Raw genomic sequence first — 18,238 nt, forward strand, 5'->3', positions numbered from 1 at the left:
CCGAGATGCTTAGCATCAAAAAACACGGCGAACGCGACAACAAGATCCAACAGACTCACGATGGCCATTCGCATTTGCGCCACCCCACTCCTCCTGGCGAAAACTAGTAGCCGCGCGGTCCTGCTAGAGTGGGAGTGCTGTTTCCCAGGAACTTCTCAGTGTCACCTTGGCCATCATAGTAGGTGGTTGTGTCGTAAGCAAACCAGCCGATGCCTACGTGCCAACTCACCATAAGGTCAGTCCACTCGTAAGTGGATACCATTCTTTCCCAGCGACCATTGTGGCAGCGGCGTTGAATGTAGCGCTGCGTAACAGTACGCTTCTTTGCCCAGTTCACCGTCACTGGCCAGTTGATGTGCTTGTAGACCCACCAATCAGTCCACCCCAATTTGGTGTCGCGCCAGGGGCCATAATAATTGTAAACGCGCACCACGCTCCATTGGCTATTGCTTTTCGTGCACTTGCACGGAAAGCCGCGCCCCGGAGCCATTCCTGAAAGATCGACACAGTTGACGCCATCGGCATTGCAGTAATCGTACCCATTTGCGCTCCCGTTCGCGATGGGGTCGATCTGCATGAAGCGGCCGGTCAGGGTGTTGTAGAGGCGCACGCCCATCAAGACGATGCCTGTGGGGGTGTCGGCGGCGCGTTGTTTGGCGCCGAGCCAGCCGTAGCGCTGGTTGCCGATCTGGGCCGGGTTGCGGGGTGTGCCGTACTCGGTGGCCTCCGAGGTGGTGCTCAGACCGGTGTCACCGGCGTTGATCGTGGCGATGACGTCGCCGCGGATGTTGGCGAGTTGCCAGTTGACGGTGGCGGTATCGCTGTTCCAGATGCCGGCCATACCCGTCACGCCTACGAGGACGCGGGTGTATCGGGTGGCGGTCTCCTGGGTCCAGACAGGGTTGTCGCCGTCGCCGTCGTAGTGGTGGGTGGCCTGGACCAGGGTGCCGGTGGCGTTGTCGGTCCAGGAGCGGACGCGTTCGCCGCCCACGTCGAGGGTGTAGTCGGTGGTGCGCCCGCCCTGGCTGATGGATTTGACCAGGTCGGTGTGGTGGTAGCCGATGGTCACGTTGCCGCCGGCGGGGTTGGCGGTGTCCGCGGCGGGCACGGTCGTGGTGCGGCCGAGCGCGTCGTAGACGGTGCCGGGGGTGGTGATCCGGTCGGCGGTGTCGTAGGTCCAGCTACGGGTCGAGTCGGGTGTGCTGGTTTGGCAGCCGCCGCCGGTCGGGTCGGGGCTGTATTCGGTCAGGGAGGTGCGGTTGTGGGACTTCGGGTCGGCGAACCGGTACGCGCGGGTCGTGCATTGCCCGCCGACGGAGTCCTTGACGGTGATCAGCCGGCCGGCCTGGTCATAGGTGTATTCCTGGCTGGACAGGCTGGAGATGTGGTTGCGCCGCTGGCCGTGGATGGACTCGGTGACGCTTTCTGAGTACAGCGTGCAGTCGGTTTGCCCGCAGCCGGGTTTGGTGTACGTGCGCCCGACCGGGGTGCCGGTTTCGTCGTATTCGGTGGTCGCGACGATACCGTTGGGCCAGGACTGTGAGGTCAGGTTCCCGTCGGCGTCGTAGGTGCCGGTGAACGCCCCGGCCTGGGCGTCGTTGACGGACGTTGCCAAGCCCCGGCGTTCGCTGCCGCCGTCATAGGTGTAGGTGCGGGCGGCTTTGCCGTCGTTGACCACGTTGGGCCGAGACAGCAGGTCGTAGCTGGTGGTGGAGGTGTTGGCGTCCGCGTCGGTGTACGAGGTCTGCCTGCCGAGGGTGTCGTAGCCGCGGACGATTTCTGCGGTGACCTGCCCGCCACCGTCGATTGACTGGGTTCGGGTGATTTCTCCAGTTGCCTGGTCGTAGACGTGGCGCTGTTTCGGTACCGCGGTGCCAAGCCCGCCGGCCGCGGTGATGCTCGTTTCGTAGGCGCGGCCGGCGCTGTCATACGTGGTGGTTGTGGTGCGCAGCGTGCCGGCGCTGGTCTTCTCGGTGGCCACCCGGGGCTGGTTGAACATGTCGTAGGTGGTGACGGTGACCGGAAGTTCCGGCCCGGTGGCGGCCTGACCGCCGGGCTGGATGCGGCAGGGCAGGTTCGCCCATTCCGGCTTCAGGTCACATTCGGCGTAGCCGGAGCCGGAGGTGGCCCGGTAGTAGACGTTCTTGCGGGTGGCCGGGGTGGTGTCGCTGGCCCCACCGGGCGGCGTCGTGGTCGAGGTAACCAGGCCGGTGACCGGGTCGTAGGCGGTGCGGGTCTTCAACGCCAGGCCGGCCGGGTCGACGATCGTCGCGGTGGGCTGGCGCAGTGTCCAGTCGTACTCGGTCTTGGTAACCCGCGAGTTGTACGCGACCCACTGTCCGGTTCCGTTATTGAACACGTAGGCGTGCTGATCCTTGGTGGTGACCAGGTTGTACGGACCACCGCCAGGCGCGCCCTCGTCATAGGTGTATTTCGTGTGGGCCCGGGCTCGCACCACGCTGCCGTTGTCGAGTACGACGTCGTGACCCGGGCCCCAGGTCTCGGTCAGCCGCTGCCCGTCGGAGGAGTAGATGTTCATGGTGGACCGATCCCGGGCCAGGTCGGCCTCCTGGCTGGGGGTGTCCGTCGGTGACATGTCCAGCGCGAGCCGCCGGTTGCCGGCGGTCAGCGTGCGGGTGACGTTGCCCCACTGGTCGTACCAGATGGTGGAGATGTGCCCGCCCGGCTGGGCGGTGTTCACCTGCCGGCCGTTGGCGTCCAGATAGGCGACGGCGGCCCGCTCCCACGACGACGGCAGTGTGCCGGCAGCCTGGTCACCGTTCGGGACCTGCGTGGCGGGGAACACCGCGGCGGCGTCGGTGGGTGGCTCATTCTGGTACCAGCGGGTGGTCTGCGCACCGGACATGTTGTACGGGGCGCCGGTGCCCGAGATCGGCACCCGGTAGACGACGGTGGTGGTGTCCGTGCCAGCGGCCAGTGCCGAACGAGAGGCCGCCTTGAGCCGGCCCTTACCCGAGTCGGCGGGCACCGTGGTGTAGGACAACTGCCACGGCTCCTGCGCCGAGGGGGTCACCGTCGTGATGATCCCGTCGCCGTCGTAGGCGTAGCGGTTCCAGAGGTGGTGCACGCCGCCCGCGTCGCTCCAGTCCAGGCGTGGATCCCACGTGGCGCAGAGCCGGCCGGAGTTGTCGTAGGCGTAGCGGGCCAGCGCGACGGTGCGCATCCCCGCCGGGGTGGCGTCAGGGTCCCACGCGGTGAACGAAATCTGCGTGACCCGGCCCAGATAGTCACCCCACTGACCCTCACCGGTCCCGGTAGCCGTGGTCGCCGTGGCGTAGGTGAAGGTCAACGCCCGGCAGCCGCGGGTCATCGTGGTGCAGTTGACGCCGTCCGGCACCGGCGCGAGCATCCGCGTCGGCCGCACCCGGTCCGTGCCGGAGACGGTGACCTTCTCCCACCCGATCGTGGTGGTCTGCCCCGAACCGGGAACCGTGATCGCGGTCGGAGAGTAGGCGCCGGCCGGCGCCCCGGACACCCGGGTAAACATGACCGTGTTGCCGTCCTGGTCGGTCAACGTGTACGCATCCGATGCGGTGGTGTAGGTGAGCTTGAGCACCTCCATCCCGATCTCCGGGTCGAAGGACTCCCCGCCGGTGACGTTGGCCTTCTTCGCGAACCCGATCGTGTCACCGTCGGGCAGGCCGACCTGTACCAGCGACCCGAACCGGGTCAGGCCCGTGTACGGGGCGCCGGCTTCCTCGACAGCTACGCTGGAGACCCAGCCGGGGCCGAACATGTTGGCCGAATCGGTCTGTGCCGCCCGGCGGGTGTTGAAGCTACGGGTCACCGTCAGGTCGGACTCGTACGATCTCACCGACACGTCTGAGTCGCTCAGGGTGCAGTTACCGGTGATCAGGTTCACCTTGCATGGGCCAACCGTGGTGGTCGCGGCGGAGGCGTTGTCCTTGTCGAACGTGATCACGACCGGGCTGGACGCCGCGCCGCCGTTGAACAGCCCCCGCAGCTGCAGCGGCCCGTCCAGCGGGTCCGGGCCGCCCTCAGCATCCTTGAGGGTCTTGGCCACGTCCCAGTTCAACTTCTCGAACTGCCCACCCGTGCCGGAGGCCAGCGGCCAGGTCACCGCGCCTCCACCAGCGGCCTTGGTCACGTCCGACGCCGGAATGTTGGTCCACGCGTCAGCGTCGCCGCGGCGCCACTGATACGTCACCGACGTGATCCCCGGCGAGCCGACCGCGGTGATCGCCGTCTTCGCGGCGGTGATGTCACCGGTCTTCGGCGCGGTCACCCCGGCCGACCCCGCATTGAACGCGTACGACCTGGTCGCCGACGTGTTGCCGGCCCGGTCCACCGACCGCACGTTCAGCGTGTGGGGTCCGTCGTTGCTGACCGGCACCGACACCGATGCGCCCCCGCCGAGGCTGGACGCGTTCACGGTCTGGTTCGGCGGGTTGACGTCCAGCCCGTACTCGTAAGTGGCCACATCCGACACGCCGGAGGCGCCGAATGTGAAGCTCCCCGCTGTGCCGGCCCCGCCGGCCCACTGCCCCTCCGGATAGTTACTCGATGACACGCTCGGAGGCACCGACGGCGCCACCGTGTCCACCGTGAACTCGCAGAACGACGACCACGGACCGTCCACAATCCCGTCGTTGCCCCGTACCCGCCACGAGTAGGTGCCACCCTCGGCGAACGCGCCCGACGGCACCACCGCGGTCGTCCACGACCCCGACGCCGCCGGACCCTGCGACGACGACCCGATCAACGCGCCGTTCGTCACCCACCACTCGTACTTCGCGGTGACCTGGGCACCTTCCGGATCCGATACCTGCGCCTTCAACTGCGGGGTCTTGGTGTTGATGAACGGCCTGTCCGATCCCGTCGCACACGCCGCGGACGGCACCGTGGAGAGGGCGTTCACCGTCGCATACGAGGTGTACGTCACCAGCAGCTTGCCGCCATTGGTGTAGAACTTCTTCCACCGATCCTGGGTGCTCTCGTACTGTCCGGCCGAGTCGCACGCACACAACCCCACCGTGTAGCTGGGCCAACTGCGGTCCGCGCCAAACTGCAGGTCCGCGGTCAACGCCGAGTTGGTGAAATTGACCAGCATGTCCGGCTGGTTCGCGCCGCAGCCACCAGCCTTGTTCGCATGCGACCCCGCCGACGCCAACCACACAGACAACGTCATCGACGACCACGACGCCTTCGGCGACGCGTTGATCGCCGGCGTGCGGTACAGATGCGTCGGAGTGTCACCACACGACCACGAATGCTCCAGGTTCATCTGCACCGTCGCCGACTGGATGTACTTGCCCGGCAGGCTCACACTGCCCGACGTCATCGGGAACGAGAAGAACGACCGGTACAACGCGCCCGTCGTCGAGTTCAACCCGACCCGCGCCGACGTCGTGTCGTTCGACTCGTTGTTGCTGGTCGCATACGCCCACGTCGACGCCGACACACTCCACGAAGGATCAACAAACATCGGATACGACACGGCGGGATCGTCCAGCAGCCCCCGGTCGGGCGTCAGCACCAGATCGCCATCCCCGGTGACCTGCGTGCCCACCACCCCGACCTGTGCCCCATCCCCCGCACCCTCCGACGTCGATCGCAGCGCCTCCGCCGCCGGCACCGGATCTTCCGAGACCCGGCCCCTCCGCGAATCAGCCCCCTTCGACATCTGCAGCGGCACCGTCGAGTCCCACATCGACGCCGGCTGCGACCACGCCATCACCCGGTCACCGACCATCGCGCGCAACGAGCCATCCGCCGACCCAGACACCCGCGTGTCCCCACCCAGGCGGAACCGGATCTGCCGCAACGCCGGATTCGCCGCCGCCGCCGCGCTCTTCAACACCCATACATGGGTGAAACCCGTCCTGGTCGCCCGCAACACCAGATCCGCCCCCGGCAACACCTCCGGATACGTCACCGCGTCGGCGGCCACCACCCCGGCCGGCAACACTCCAGGCCACGACAGGGTCATGGAATGCCCGTCCCGCACCAACTCCACCAACGGTCCACTGCCACCAGCCGAGAACCGCACATCAGCGACCGACACCGCCGGCCGCAATCGCCCATCAGCGCCCGGCCGTAGGCGCAGATCAACATCCGCCCAGCGGCCATCCGCCACCCGCGCGCGCTGCGGCTCCACCGCCGACTCCACGCTCACGCTGCCATCCGGATTCGCCATCGCGACCACCGTCTCCGAGGTCGCGTCCGCAATCCGCACCCGCTTACCCGTCACCCGCGCGGTAACCAGAGCAGCCTGCTCATCCGGGCGCTCCAACGGCACATCCGGCGCCGCCGACGCCTGCTGCAACTGAGATGGTGCCGCCGACGCCCGAACCGGCGACCTCGACAAATCCACCACCGTCACCATCAACGCCAACACAAGGGCCACGGCCAACGTACGGCCCCAACCGCCCCGCACCGCCCGGCCCAACCGAAGAATCGAACCGAACACCGACACGCGACCGAAGCCCACCCTTGCCTCCCCGTTCAAGATCCGTAATGAGGCAAGAACATAGGATGCGGCGACCTCGTGGTCAATAGATAACTTTGAGTGACCGTAAACAGGCCGGTCCGGCCGCTGGATCTCAACGGGACGCACCGCGCCTACCAGCCATCCCTGGCCCGCCGGCTCCACATCACGGTGGGGTGAGGGTGGACTGAGGGAACTGAAACCGCCGGCCACCGTGAGGCCCGAGCGCAGAAATATCCGCCGCCCGGCGCCGCGGTGCGGCGAACCGGCGGCCTCATTGTGGGGGCGTACCCGCGGGCTACGCCCCCACTTCGAGGGTTGGTGCTTAGTGGGATTTGGTGGTGAGGTGGAAGGTGGTTACTACTGCGGCGTGGTCGCTGGGCCAGGAGTTGGCTGACGGGTTGGTCGCCGACGGGCGGCCGACGAAGAGGGTGTCGGAAGAGACCAGTTCCAGGCCGCCGGAGGTGGTGTAGTCGACGTAGTCGATCCGGTCCTGCGGCTCCGGCTTCCCGTTGGCGTTGGTGTTGATGACCGGCGACCAGGTGATGCCGGGCTTGGCGCTCGGGTCCGGGTTCGCGGTCCGGTAGGAGTCGAGCAGGCCCGCCGCACGGAACACAGCGGGAACCGGCCAGTCGACCGCACCCGCCTTGCAGTGCGACGCTGACGTGGCGGTGGTCCAGTCGGTCCCGGACGGAGACGCCAGGTCGCCGAGCAGGACGAGCGGCGTACCCGACCGGAGGTCGGTGGCCATGGCCTTGGCGACAGCCTGCGCCTGGGCGTACCGGGTCGTCGACGTCTCCTTGGCGACTACGGACGCGACGTCGGCGCCGTCGAAGCAGGTGCTGTACGGACCGTAGTTCGACTCGTCGAGGTGGACGTCCCAGATCCGTACCGGCTTGCCGCCGACGCTGACCGTCTCCGCGACAGCCGGAGCCGACGCGGTCGGGAAGACTGTCGTCGTACCGGGAGTCATCGGGTACGACGACACGATGCCGAGATCACCAATTCCGTGCACGGACCATCCCAGGGCGGCGCCGACGGACTGCGCCATCGCATAGCCGCCGTCCTGGAAGCCGATGACTCCGACACCGCGAGCGGCGATGACAGCGAGGTTCTTGCCAATCGCATCAGTGACCTTGCTGCCCGCGTTCCAGGAATTCCACGTTGCCGCCTTGAAGTCCGGCGACGTGTTGGGGGCCGCGACCAGCACCTCGACCAGGATCGTCGCGGTCGTACCGCCGCTCGTGGCCGAGACCGTGATCTCTCCGGCATTCTTCTGCCGGCGGTCCGGCGCGGTTCCGGTGACGGTGCCGTCGGCGGTCACGTCGAGCCACGCATCACCCGAGACCTTGGTGAACGAGGTCGGCGCCGCGCCGTTCCACAAGCCCAGCAGCGGCTGGCTGACGGCCCCAGAGGTGGGCACCGCCGGAACCCTGAAGGTATCGGTGACGAAGCCCTTGGGCAGGCTCGGCCAGTTGCCGGCCTGAACCGCGAGCTTGACCCACTGGGCGTACAGCGTGACGACTCCACCGTTCTCGGCGGTCAGGTTCTTCACCGATGCCAGATCGCCGTACACGACCGCTCCGGTCGCAGTCGTGCTCCAGCCGGCGAAGCGGTAGTTGTCCCGGACGAAACCGTTGGGCGCCAACGCGGCCGCGGTGTCGTAGGTGAACGTACTGGCGTCCGTCGTACCGGCCTCAGCGCCGTTGCGGTCAAAGACGACCTTGTACGTGTTGGCCTCGAACCGCGGCACGACTACGACATCGGCCGCAGGCATGGTGAAGCTGCCCGCAGCGTCGATGGTGAGACTGGACGGTCTCGACACCTGCCAGTCGTTGAGGTGGTAGCCCGTCGCGGCCGATGGCGTGAGCTTGACGGAGTCACCGGGTGCGGCCGAGCGGACCGACGGCGTACCGCTTCCATGGTCGGCGTCATCGATCGATACGAGGTACTGCCCGTGTGCGCGCCAGCGCGCGTACAGCGTGATCGACGCACCATCGGTCGGGACGCGGTCGGTGAAGTCAGCGCCATCGGCATAGACGACAGGCCCGACGGGGCCGGTGGCCCAGCCGGCGAAGTCGGAGCCGCTCAGGGTGTAGCCATTGGCGCTCAGCGGCGAGGCGACGCCGTACTGGACCGGCTGGTCGGCCATGGTCCCGCCGTCGGCGCCGTTGCCGTCGAAGTGCACGGTCGCCGAGTCAGGGGCGAACGTGGCCTCCACGGCCACCGCCCCGTTCGGCATGGTGAAGGTGCCGTCGGCCGCGATCGTCAGGTCGCTCGGGCTGGTCACGTGCCAACCGGCGAACTTGTAGCCGCTGTCAGGTGTCGCGGTCAGCGTGACCTTGTCGCCCGGCGTCACCGCGCTGGACGATGCCGAGGCGGTGCCGTGGCCGGAGGACGTCACGCTCACCGTATTGGTCGGGTAGACGATGTTGACGATGAGGGGCGATCCGATGATCGTGTACCCGTCGTTGTAGAGCAGGCAGACGGCGTACGACCCGACGGTCATGCCGGTGAAGGTCAGCGTGCCGCTGGCGACGGGTGACGAACCGGCCGGCGGGTAGTTGTGCGTACCAGTCTGGGTGTACTGCCAGTACGTCGATCCCGCGCCGCAGGTCGTCTTGCCGCGGTACCAGCCGACCCAGTTGCTCGTGCTCAGCTGATTGGAGGGCGCCTGGTAGGAAAGGGATACCGGCGTACCCACCACGGCGGTCGTCTGTGACGTGGCGAGCGGGGCGTTCACCACGGTCATGGTGATCTTCGAGCCGATGATCGTGTAGCCGTCGTTGTAGAGGAAGTAGACCTCGTAGGTTCCAGCAGCCACGCCCGGGAACTGCAGGGTGCCGCTGGCGATCGCCGTGCCAGGCACGGTCTGGCTGTTGGTCGCCGTGTACACCCAGTACGTCGACCCGACCTGGCCCGGCTGCTGACCGGGCTTGTAGAAGCCGATCCAGTTGGTGCGGGAGACCCGGTCGGCCGGGGCGGAGTAGCTGAAGGTGATCGGGGCACCGGCGGCCACGGTCGTGGTCGGGGTGCTCAGGGCCGGAGTGGCCTCGGTAGTAGACGCCAAGGTGGCCGGCGCGGCCGGCGCGGCCGACGCCGTGACCAGAGGTGCGACGAGGAGCGCGACCACCGCCGTCATCGCGACGGCGACGCGGGTGCGAAGCATGCGGATCATCGGGACCTCAGCGCTTTCCGATCGTGGCGACGCGGCCGGCGTACCGCTGGGTCCAGCCAGTGCCGGTGTCAGCGGTGATGACGAGGTCGTAGTACCCGTCCTTCGTCGGCCAGGGGACGACCTTGGACTTGCCGCCATCGAGGTGAACGACCTGGGTGCCGCCCAGGTAGTCGTACGCGCTCAGCTCGTAGCGCACCGGCTCGGTGCCGTCGTTGTGCAGCGTGACCTTGACCTTGCCCTCCTGGCCGTTCTCGGCCATCTTCAGGTCGACGTCGACACGCGGGATGCCGAGGTCCTGCTGTCCCGCGGGCACGAGCTGCCCGGCGAACGAGCGTACGAATCCGTCGTTGCAGTAAATCGAGAACGCGTACTTGCCGTCCGTGGTCGAGCTGTCCCAGGTGTACTCGCGCGGCGCGCCCGCTTTGACGGTGAACGGCGTACTGGAGAACGCCCGGTACTTGTCCGGGAAGGCCTGGAAGCTGACGGCCTTGCCGTCGGGACCGCCGGCCAGAGTCATGGTGGCGGTGACCTTGCCCGTGACCCGGTCCTCGGACAGCGTGGCGTGCGGGTGGAACGAGAGCGGCCGCGGCTTCATGTGGTCGGCAGGGACCGACACCGGCTGCTCGTCGACCGGATTCGGGAAGTTCACCGGGCCGACCTGCGGATGCGCGAAGTCGAGCGCGCTGGTCAGGTCGCCGGCGATCGAACGCCGCCACTCGGTGATGTTGGGGCAGGTGAACGGCTTACCGAGGTAGGCGGCCCACTTCTCCAGGAACTTGATCGACGAGACGTGGTCGAAGACCTCCGAGGCGACGTAGCCGCCGCGAGTCCACGGCGAGACGAGCAGCATCGGCACGCGCGGACCGAAGCCGAGCGGGTAGGAGCCGGCGTACTCGCCCGCCGTACCCGCCTCAGGCCACGGCGGCAGCACGTGGTCGAACTTCCCGTCGTTCTCGTCGTAGTTGAGGATGAAGAGCGTGTGGTTCCAGATCTCCGGGTTGCCCTGCAGGATGTCGATCACCCGCTTGACGTAGCGCTCGCCGTGCAGCGTGTCGGCGGACGGGTGCTCACTCCAGCCGTACGGCGCAACGATCCAGGAGACTGCGGGCAGCGGGAACGCCGCACCCGGCTGGCACGCGTCATGGAAGTCCTTCAGGACGACGTCGAGGTTCTGCTCGGAGTCGTCGTTCGGCGAGGACATACCGGAGTAGTACGTGCAGTTGCCGCGCCAGATCAGGCCGGTGCCGGGCTGCAGCTTCGGGTCGTCGGGGCTGAGCCCCTTCGGGTCGAACCCCTTGAAGTACTTCAGCTCGTTGTCGCCGTAGTCGCCGACCCAGCTGCTGATGTAGCCCTGCCGCCCGTTGCCGCTGTTGTCCGAGTAAAGGCGCCAGTCGATACCGACCTGCTGGAGCTGCTCGGGCACGGTGATCCACGGACGGCTGTAGTTGGACTCGTCCGTGTTGCCGGTCTCGCTGTTGGCGGTACCACTCCACAGGTACTTGCGGTTGGGGTCGGTCGGGCCAAACTCGGAGCAGAAGTTCTGGTCGCAGATCGTGTACTGCGCGGCCATCGAGTGGTAGAAGCTCATGTAGCCGCCGGAGTGGTAGTTCATGCAGCTGCCGCCGTTGTGCCGCACCCACAGGTCCCACTTGCGGTGGTCGACGTCACCCCACGCCCCGTGGTCGTTGCCCCAGGGACCGTCGTCGACCTTCGCCGTGACGATCTTCCCGGCGCTGTCCTTCTGCTGGAAGACGTTCGTGCCGTCCTGGAAGGTGAGCGCCTGCTTGTCGCCGAAGCCGCGGACGCCGGGGAACTGGCCGAAGTAGTGGTCGAAGGACCGGTTCTCCTGCATCAGGATCACGACGTGCTTGAGGTCGGACATGTCGCCGTGGAAGCCCGTGGGCAGGACATACTCGTCCGACCTGTCGGCGAATGCCCGGCTGACCGGCCCGGCGAGCCCGCCGAGGGCCAAGGCGCCGGCGGCGAAGCCCGCGCCCTGCAGGACGCGGCGCCGGGTAAGGCCGGTGACCTGCCCGGCGCTGTCGCCTGGCGCAGGCTCAGGTGAAGGGATGGTTCCGCCGGTGGCCATCGATGGAGTCTCCTCTGAACGGACGGAAAGGGATTCTGGCGCCCCTCACGCAATCAATCGGACCGAAACACCACCTGAACACGGCCGGACCGTCTCCTTCACGACCCATGTCACCCCGACGCGTGTCCACTGCAACCCACAGTGGTGTCACGTGGTGTCATTCATGATTGCAGTGACACCACGGTGGTGCTAGATTGGTGTCATGGACCTCGAGCGGTACGTCTCCGACCTCCAGACGCAGTTGGCTGCGACGGCCGAGAACGGTGACGCAGACACGCGGGCCGTCGCCGAGCGGCTCAGTGCCGCTCTCGACGCCGCGGTGCGGCTGACGCTGTTGGGGGTCGTGAGCGATGTGGCCAGCGAGATTACGCGGGAGATCGCGCCGGGGTCGGTCGATGTCGTGCTGCGGGGACGCGATCCGCACCTGGTGGTGTCTCGCCCCGAGGCGTCGGCGACGGATCCGGATGGTCCGTCCACGCTCGAGGTCGCGGTGCCGGCCGAGCCGCTCGACGACACGGTGACCTCTCGCACCACGCTGCGGCTGCCGGACCGGCTCAAGGCCCGGGTCGAGCAGGCGGCGGCCGAGGAGGGTGTGTCGGTGAACTCGTGGTTCGTCCGCGCGATTGCCGCCGCCCTGGAACCAAACGTCCGTCGCGCCTCGCGGCGCGAGACCAAGCAGGGAGACAGGTTTACCGGCTGGGCCCGCTAGTCCCTACCTATCCAACCCCGGCGACGCTTGCGGAGCCGAACAAGCAAGCAATTGCCTAGTCCCGTCGCAAGGCGGGACTGATCCGGCACGCCCATGTGGAGGTCAGTCATGCCCAGTTACGACGTTTCCGGTCCGATCGACCTGGACGTCACGGCCGGTGTCGCGTTCGTTGACATCGTCGCTTCGGATCGGCCCGGCGCCGTCGTCGAGGTCGTGCCGAGCAAACCCGGCCGCAGCGGCGATGAGTCCCTCGCCCGCGAGTCCACGGTCTCGTTCGACAGCGGCCGGGTGCGGGTCAAGGTCCCGCGTCGGCTCAACCTGTTCGGCAAGGGCGACTCGGTCGACGTCCGCTGTGAAGTCCCGACCGGGTCGCGGGTCACGATCGAGAACGCCTACGGGTCGGTGCGGGCCCGCGGCGTGCTCGGGGACGCTCGAATCGTGGCCAAGTACGGCGGCGTCACCGCCGACACCGTCGCCAATCTCGTCCTCGACGCGCCGTACGGCAGCACCGATATCGCCGAGGTGACCGGCCGGCTCGACGTCACCGCCGGCCATGGTGTGGTGCGCATCGCCGAGGTGCACGGCGATGCTCGGCTGCGCGCTTCGCACGGAAGCATGGAGCTGGGTACCGCCGCCGGCGACGTGGAGGTCGCCACGTCCGGGGCGCTCACCATCGACCGGGCCCTCGGCGACGTGACCGCGCGCAGCGCCCACGGACCCATCCGCGTCCGGGAAGTCAGCGGCGGGACGATCCGGCTCGACAACGGCCATGCCGACGTCGACGTCGGTGTCCCGACCGGCATCGCGGCCTGGATCGACGCCAGCTCAGCCCACGGCCGGGTCCGTAACGAACTCACCCCCGACCCGGCGGCCGCTGCCAGCGAACGCTCGGTCGAACTTCACCTGCACGCCAACTACGGCAACGTCATCATCCGACGCATCACCACCCCCGGAAGGGAAGCCTCGAATTGATCCCCGATCAGGTCCAAGGGCCCGCGATCCAGGTGCGGGGGCTGCAGAAGTCGTACGACAAGCTGCATGTACTGCGCGGCGTGAACTTCGACGTGGCGCGGGGCAGCATCTTCGCCCTGCTCGGCTCGAACGGGGCGGGGAAGACCACGGTCGTGAAGATCCTGTCCACACTGCTCAAGGCCGACGCGGGGACCGCCAGGGTGCATGAGTTCGACGTCGCCAAGCAAGCGGCGAACGTGCGGGAGTCCATCAGCCTCACCGGACAGTTCGCCGCCGTCGACGAAATCCTCACCGGGCGGGAGAACCTCATGCTCGTCGCCCAGCTGCGGCATCTCAAGGGTGCGGGCAAGATCGCGGACGACCTGCTCGCGCGCTTCTCGCTGACCGACGCGGCCGCGCGGAAGGTGTCGACCTACTCGGGTGGCATGCGCCGCCGCCTCGACATCGCGATGAGCCTGGTCGGGAATCCGCCGGTCATCTTCCTCGACGAACCGACGACCGGGCTCGACCCCCAGGGCCGCATCGAGGTGTGGCAGTCGGTCAAGGAGCTTGCCGGTCGGGGTACCACGGTGCTGCTCACCACCCAGTACCTCGACGAGGCCGAACAGCTCGCTGACCAGATCGCGATCCTCCACGAAGGACGGATCATCGTGAACGGCACCCTCGCCGACCTCAAGCAGCTCCTCCCGCCCGCCAAGGTCGAATACGTCGAGAAGCAGCCCACCCTCGAAGACGTCTTCCTCACCCTCGTCGGCGCCGGCGCGAACGGCGACTCCCGCAACGTCGGCACGGACAAGTAAGGAACAACAACGATGACCAAGCATTTCTTCGGCGACACCGCCGTCCTGACGCGACGCTCCTTGCGTCACATCACTCGCAGCCTGGACACCATCATCACCACCACGATCATGCCGATCGCGTTCATGCTGCTGTTCGTGTACGTATTCGGCGGCGCGATCAACTCCGGGTCGGACTCCTATGTGGACTACCTGCTACCCGGCATCCTGCTCATCACGATCGCCTCCGGCATCTCCTACACCGCGTTCCGGCTCTTCCTGGACATGAAGAGCGGTATCTTCGAGCGATTCCAGTCCATGCCGATCGCGCGGTCGTCCGTGCTGTGGGCCCATGTGCTGACCTCGCTGGTCGCCAATCTCATCTCGGTCGTGGTCGTCGTGCTCGTCGCCCTCCTCATGGGCTTCCGCTCGGGGGCGGGAGCGCCGGCCTGGCTCGCCGTCGCCGGCATCCTCATCCTGTTCACCCTGGCGCTAACCTGGATCGCCGTCATCCCCGGCCTGTCCGCGAAGTCCGTTGACGGCGCGAGCGCGTTCTCCTACCCGCTCATCTTCCTGCCGTTCATCAGCTCGGCATTCGTGCCCACCGCCACTATGCCCGGCCCAGTGCGCGCCTTCGCCGAACACCAGCCGGTCACGTCGATCGTCAACGCGATACGCGCCCTGTTCACCCAGCAGCCCGTCAGCAACGACATCTGGATCGCTTTGGCCTGGTGCATCGGCATCCTCGTCATCGCGTACGCCTTCGCCATGAGCATCTACCGCCGAAAGATCTCGTAGCCTCAGCAGGGACCTTCCGCGACGGACTCACGGCGTCCACACGCCGGCACCGCAACAGCCGGATCGGTGGCACGTCGCTCCTGCTGCGTCAGCGCGCGAGCCACTCCCGGTAGGTCGTCTTGGCGATGGCGGTGCCTTCCTTGGCGATGAGGGCGTCGCCCGAGGCGGCGGCGAACATGCCGGCGCTGTCGTCGGTGACGACGGTGCGGTGGTCACCGCGGGCGGCGAGGGTGATCCTGCCCAGCTCGTCGAGCGCGAAGACCTCGGGGCCGGCGACGTTGCGGGTGCCCTGCAGCGGGGCGCCCACGCTGACGCCGGCCACGGCCTGGGCGACGTCGGCCGCGGCCATGGGCTGCACGAGCGTGGCGGGCAGGCGGACGGTGTGCTCGTCGGCGGTCCAGGACAGCACCGCGTCGATGAACTCGAAGAACTGCGTGGCGCGGACGATCGAGTACGGCACAGGGCCGGCCTTGAGGATGTTCTCCTGCAGCACCTTGGCGCGGTAGTAGACCAGGTCCGGCACCTGCTCGGCGCCCACGACGGAGAGGACGACCGCGTGGCCGACGCCGGCGGCCTTGGCGGCCGTGAGCAGGTTGTCCATGGTCGCCTGGAAGAACGCGGGCGAAGCCTCGTCGAAGGTCGGCGAGTTCGTCAGGTTGACGACGACGTCGGCGCCCGCCAGCGCCTCGGACAGGCCCTGCCCGCCGAGCAGGTCCACACCGGTGGACGGCGAGTGCGGTACCGCCTCGTGCCCCCTTGCGTTCAGGATCCTGACCACCTGCGATCCGATGAGCCCGGTCCCACCGATGACAGCGATCTTCATGTTCTTGACCTCCCTGGTTCTCGGATGCTGGATGTCCGACGGGGAGTGCCCCCTACCCTCCGTCAGACAGGACAGGCGCGCGGGGTGTGACAACCTCGGCCAGCCGGTGGAGGACGACCGAGGTGCGTGAGAGTGTCTTGAGCCGCGTGGCCGCCCGCGACCATTGCCTCAGCCTGGTGCGCGCCGTGGACGGCTTGGCCCGGTCGGCGGCCGGATCGTGGCGGAGGTTCTGATCGGACTGTTGCGCGCCGACCCGGCCAGCTACCTGAGTCTGGAACCGCTGGGAGCCGACCCTGCCAGCCGCCGGACCGAGCTTCGGACTGGCCGACCTGCTCACCCTCGATAACTGAGCGTCATTGGTGGAACGCGTAGGCTGACCGTTATGGCAGAGGTTGTCCTGCGTGTTCGGCTGATCACCGGCGACAGTCTGGACGTCGCGTACGAGGAGCCCGGCACCTCCGGCGTCGCCGAGGTGGCCGAGCACGCGATCACCGCCCTCGCCAGCGACTCCGGCATGATCCGCACCCGCCACGGCGACCGGGTGGTTGTCCTGTACGGGCGCGGGGTGGCGACCCTGGAACTGGCACCTCGCGGCGCGATCCTGTAGCCGTACGTCATCGAGCCACCACGCACGCTAGGCGCTGCGGGTGTCGGTGTACCGGTAGACCGAGAACACGTAGTCGGGGCAGACCAGCTGGCAGGCGGTGCAGCCGGTGCAGCCCTCGTGCAGCTCGGGGTAGCGGTACCCCTGCTCGTTGAGGGCGCTGGACATGGTGAGCACGTCCGGCGGGCAGGCGGCGATGCACAGCTCGCAGCCCTTGCACCGCTCGACGTCGATGACCAGGGTCCCGCGAGTGCTACGGCTGCTCATGCCTGGCTCCCCTCCACGATCCGGGCGGCGTCGGCCCAGCCGGGGCCGTCGGTGTCCGAACGGTCGCCGGGCGGGAAGACCCCGCGGCGGCGCAGCGCCCGGATCGCATTGTCGGCGGTCAGGCGCAGGTGGGCCAGGGCCGCGGCGCCGGCGGCGTCCGGGTCGCCGTCGCGCAGGGCCACGTACTCCGCGTGCAGCGCCGCCCGCTCGTCGGCGAGCGCGTCGTCGATGGAGAACCGGGCCGCGACCGGCACGAGGCCGCTGAAGGTGCGCAGCAGCGCCCGCAGGTGGTTGCCGGCGCCAGCGACGTTGACGACGCGGCGGAACTCGCGGGCGAGGGACTCGAACTCGTCGGGGCCGTCGCAGCCGGCGAGGGCCTCATCGAGCTTGGCGAGCGCCTCCAGCACGGCCGGGTCGCGCCGGCGGGCGACGCGCCGGTTGGTCAGAGCGCTGAGCATGCCGTACAGCTCGAACGCCTCCCGCACGGTCGCGTCGTCGAACTCGGCGACGAACGCCCGGCGGTAGTGTGCGCGCTCGACGAGGCCGTCGCGCTCCAGCTGGATGAGGCCCTCGCGGACCGGCACGCGGCTCACGCCGAGCTCCTCGGCGATGGCGTCGAGGTCGAGGCGCTGACCGCTGCGCAGGTCGCCGTCGAAGAGGCGCCGCAGCACGTAGGCGGCGACGGCCTCGCTGGTGTTGGACCGCTCGAGCTTCACCCGGCCACCAGCTCCCCCAGCCGGTACGTCTGCTCCATGGTGCCCTGCTGATAGGTGGGCCCCTCGGCGGTGGGGACGAACCAGCCGGTCGGGCACATGGTGAGGATCTCCACCAGGGAGAAGCCGCCGCCGGCCAGCTGGGTCTCGAACGCCCGGCGCAGCATCCGCTTGGTCTGCAGGACCGAGCCGGCGGTGGAGACCGCGCCGCGGGCCACGTAGCCGACGCCGCGCAGCCCGGCGACCAGGTCGGCGACCGGGATCGGGTAGCCGTGGGCCTCCGGGTCGCGGCCGTCGATGCTGGTCTTGGTGCGCTGGCCCAGCACGGTGGTGGCGGTCTGCTGCCCGCCCGTGTCGCCGAAGACGCCGTTGTTGAGCATCACGCAGGTGATGTTCTCGCCGCGGGCGGCCGCGTGCAGCACCTCCTGCAGGCCCTCGTTGGCCATGTCGCCGTCGCCCTGCAGGGTGAACACGGCGACGCCGGGGCGCACGCGCTTGATGCCGGTGGCGCAGGACGGCGCGCGGCCGTGCAGGCACTGCAGGACGTCGACGTCCATGATGCGCACGAAGCTGCCGTAACAGCCGTGCCCCACGACGCCGATGGTCCGCTGCACGATGTCCAGCTCCTGCAACACCTCCAGCAGCACCCGCAGCGCGACCGGCTCCCCGCAGCCGGGGCACAGCGAGTGCTCGCCGAGAATGAGGCTGGGCTTGAAGTCGGCGACCTGCCGGGCGGCGCGCTCCGGCGGCCGGGCGGTATCGATCGTCACATCGGTCATGCGGCCTCCGCTTCGCTCCGGCCGCACGACTTTCGTGCTGAGCCCATGATGACCGGCCCCT

Annotated in this window: 12 protein-coding genes; 5 read left to right on the plus strand and 7 right to left on the minus strand. The window is 68.1% G+C overall.

Translation table 11 applies throughout. From position 1 onward, the window contains the following. Positions 1-103: 103 nt before the first annotated feature. The 3 genes from ACGFI8_RS21045 to ACGFI8_RS21055 all read right to left on the minus strand — a co-directional run bounded on the left by ACGFI8_RS21045 (position 104) and on the right by ACGFI8_RS21055 (position 11,736). Complete coding sequence (locus ACGFI8_RS21045; RefSeq protein ID WP_392807121.1) at positions 104-6,598, minus strand: RHS repeat-associated core domain-containing protein; 6,495 nt, start codon at positions 6,596-6,598, stop codon at positions 104-106. Positions 6,599-6,794: 196 nt separating this feature from the next. Then, positions 6,795-9,638 (minus strand): InlB B-repeat-containing protein, encoded by a 2,844-nt coding sequence (locus ACGFI8_RS21050; protein ID WP_392807123.1) that lies wholly within the window; start codon positions 9,636-9,638, stop codon positions 6,795-6,797. 16 nt (positions 9,639-9,654) lie between these two features. After that, complete coding sequence (locus tag ACGFI8_RS21055) at positions 9,655-11,736, minus strand: alkaline phosphatase family protein (protein WP_392807124.1); 2,082 nt, start codon at positions 11,734-11,736, stop codon at positions 9,655-9,657. A gap of 202 nt (positions 11,737-11,938) precedes the next feature. On the opposite strand from ACGFI8_RS21055, the gene ACGFI8_RS21060 reads away from it, so the two are divergent. The 4 genes from ACGFI8_RS21060 (at position 11,939) to ACGFI8_RS21075 (ending at position 14,991) form a co-directional block, all read left to right on the plus strand. Next, positions 11,939-12,445 (plus strand): toxin-antitoxin system HicB family antitoxin, encoded by a 507-nt coding sequence (locus tag ACGFI8_RS21060; protein ID WP_392807126.1) that lies wholly within the window; start codon positions 11,939-11,941, stop codon positions 12,443-12,445. Positions 12,446-12,553: 108 nt separating this feature from the next. Further along, entirely contained in the window at positions 12,554-13,417 is an 864-nt protein-coding gene (locus ACGFI8_RS21065; protein ID WP_392807127.1) for a DUF4097 domain-containing protein, read from the plus strand. After that, a complete protein-coding gene (locus tag ACGFI8_RS21070) occupies positions 13,414-14,217 on the plus strand; it encodes an ABC transporter ATP-binding protein (RefSeq protein WP_392807129.1) in 804 nt (267 codons plus the stop codon). The genes ACGFI8_RS21065 and ACGFI8_RS21070 overlap by 4 nt, the downstream gene beginning before the upstream one ends. A 12-nt stretch (positions 14,218-14,229) precedes the next feature. Further along, complete coding sequence (locus ACGFI8_RS21075; RefSeq protein ID WP_392807131.1) at positions 14,230-14,991, plus strand: ABC transporter permease; 762 nt, start codon at positions 14,230-14,232, stop codon at positions 14,989-14,991. An 88-nt stretch (positions 14,992-15,079) separates the two neighbouring features. Here the strand turns inward: ACGFI8_RS21075 and ACGFI8_RS21080 are convergent, their stop codons facing one another. Further along, positions 15,080-15,814 (minus strand): SDR family oxidoreductase, encoded by a 735-nt coding sequence (locus tag ACGFI8_RS21080; RefSeq protein WP_392807132.1) that lies wholly within the window; start codon positions 15,812-15,814, stop codon positions 15,080-15,082. A gap of 382 nt (positions 15,815-16,196) precedes the next feature. Between ACGFI8_RS21080 and ACGFI8_RS21085 the strand changes: the two genes are divergently transcribed. Further along, complete coding sequence (locus ACGFI8_RS21085; RefSeq protein ID WP_392807134.1) at positions 16,197-16,421, plus strand: hypothetical protein; 225 nt, start codon at positions 16,197-16,199, stop codon at positions 16,419-16,421. A 27-nt stretch (positions 16,422-16,448) separates the two neighbouring features. On the opposite strand, the gene ACGFI8_RS21090 is transcribed toward ACGFI8_RS21085, so the two are convergent. Genes ACGFI8_RS21090 through ACGFI8_RS21100 form a run of 3 tightly spaced genes read right to left on the minus strand, consistent with a single transcriptional unit; the run spans position 16,449 to position 18,177 of the window. Beyond that, positions 16,449-16,685, minus strand: coding sequence for a ferredoxin family protein (locus tag ACGFI8_RS21090; RefSeq protein WP_392807136.1), 237 nt, complete (start codon positions 16,683-16,685; stop codon positions 16,449-16,451). Then, complete coding sequence (locus ACGFI8_RS21095; RefSeq protein WP_392807138.1) at positions 16,682-17,401, minus strand: GntR family transcriptional regulator; 720 nt, start codon at positions 17,399-17,401, stop codon at positions 16,682-16,684. Before ACGFI8_RS21095 ends, ACGFI8_RS21090 begins: the two co-directional genes overlap by 4 nt. Continuing rightward, positions 17,398-18,177 carry a thiamine pyrophosphate-dependent enzyme gene (locus ACGFI8_RS21100; RefSeq protein WP_392807140.1) on the minus strand — a complete coding sequence of 260 codons (780 nt, stop codon included), beginning with the start codon at positions 18,175-18,177 and terminating at the stop codon, positions 17,398-17,400. The genes ACGFI8_RS21095 and ACGFI8_RS21100 overlap by 4 nt, the downstream gene beginning before the upstream one ends. Positions 18,178-18,238 lie beyond the last annotated feature (61 nt).

Origin of the sequence: Dactylosporangium sp. NPDC048998, from assembly GCF_043197855.1 — a bacterium.
In the GTDB taxonomy this organism is placed as follows: domain Bacteria; phylum Actinomycetota; class Actinomycetes; order Mycobacteriales; family Micromonosporaceae; genus Dactylosporangium.

Bases quoted from the DNA above. Each gene is read 5' to 3' on its own strand.
- ACGFI8_RS21050 (WP_392807123.1), bottom strand. From the start codon at position 9,638: ATGCTTCGCACCCGCGTCGCCGTCGCGATGACGGCGGTGGTCGCGCTC.
- ACGFI8_RS21055 (WP_392807124.1), bottom strand. From the start codon at position 11,736: ATGGCCACCGGCGGAACCATCCCTTCACCTGAGCCTGCGCCAGGCGAC.
- ACGFI8_RS21060 (WP_392807126.1), top strand. From the start codon at position 11,939: ATGGACCTCGAGCGGTACGTCTCCGACCTCCAGACGCAGTTGGCTGCG.
- ACGFI8_RS21065 (WP_392807127.1), top strand. From the start codon at position 12,554: ATGCCCAGTTACGACGTTTCCGGTCCGATCGACCTGGACGTCACGGCC.
- ACGFI8_RS21075 (WP_392807131.1), top strand. From the start codon at position 14,230: ATGACCAAGCATTTCTTCGGCGACACCGCCGTCCTGACGCGACGCTCC.
- ACGFI8_RS21080 (WP_392807132.1), bottom strand. From the start codon at position 15,814: ATGAAGATCGCTGTCATCGGTGGGACCGGGCTCATCGGATCGCAGGTG.
- ACGFI8_RS21085 (WP_392807134.1), top strand. From the start codon at position 16,197: ATGGCAGAGGTTGTCCTGCGTGTTCGGCTGATCACCGGCGACAGTCTG.
- ACGFI8_RS21090 (WP_392807136.1), bottom strand. From the start codon at position 16,685: ATGAGCAGCCGTAGCACTCGCGGGACCCTGGTCATCGACGTCGAGCGG.
- ACGFI8_RS21100 (WP_392807140.1), bottom strand. From the start codon at position 18,177: ATGACCGATGTGACGATCGATACCGCCCGGCCGCCGGAGCGCGCCGCC.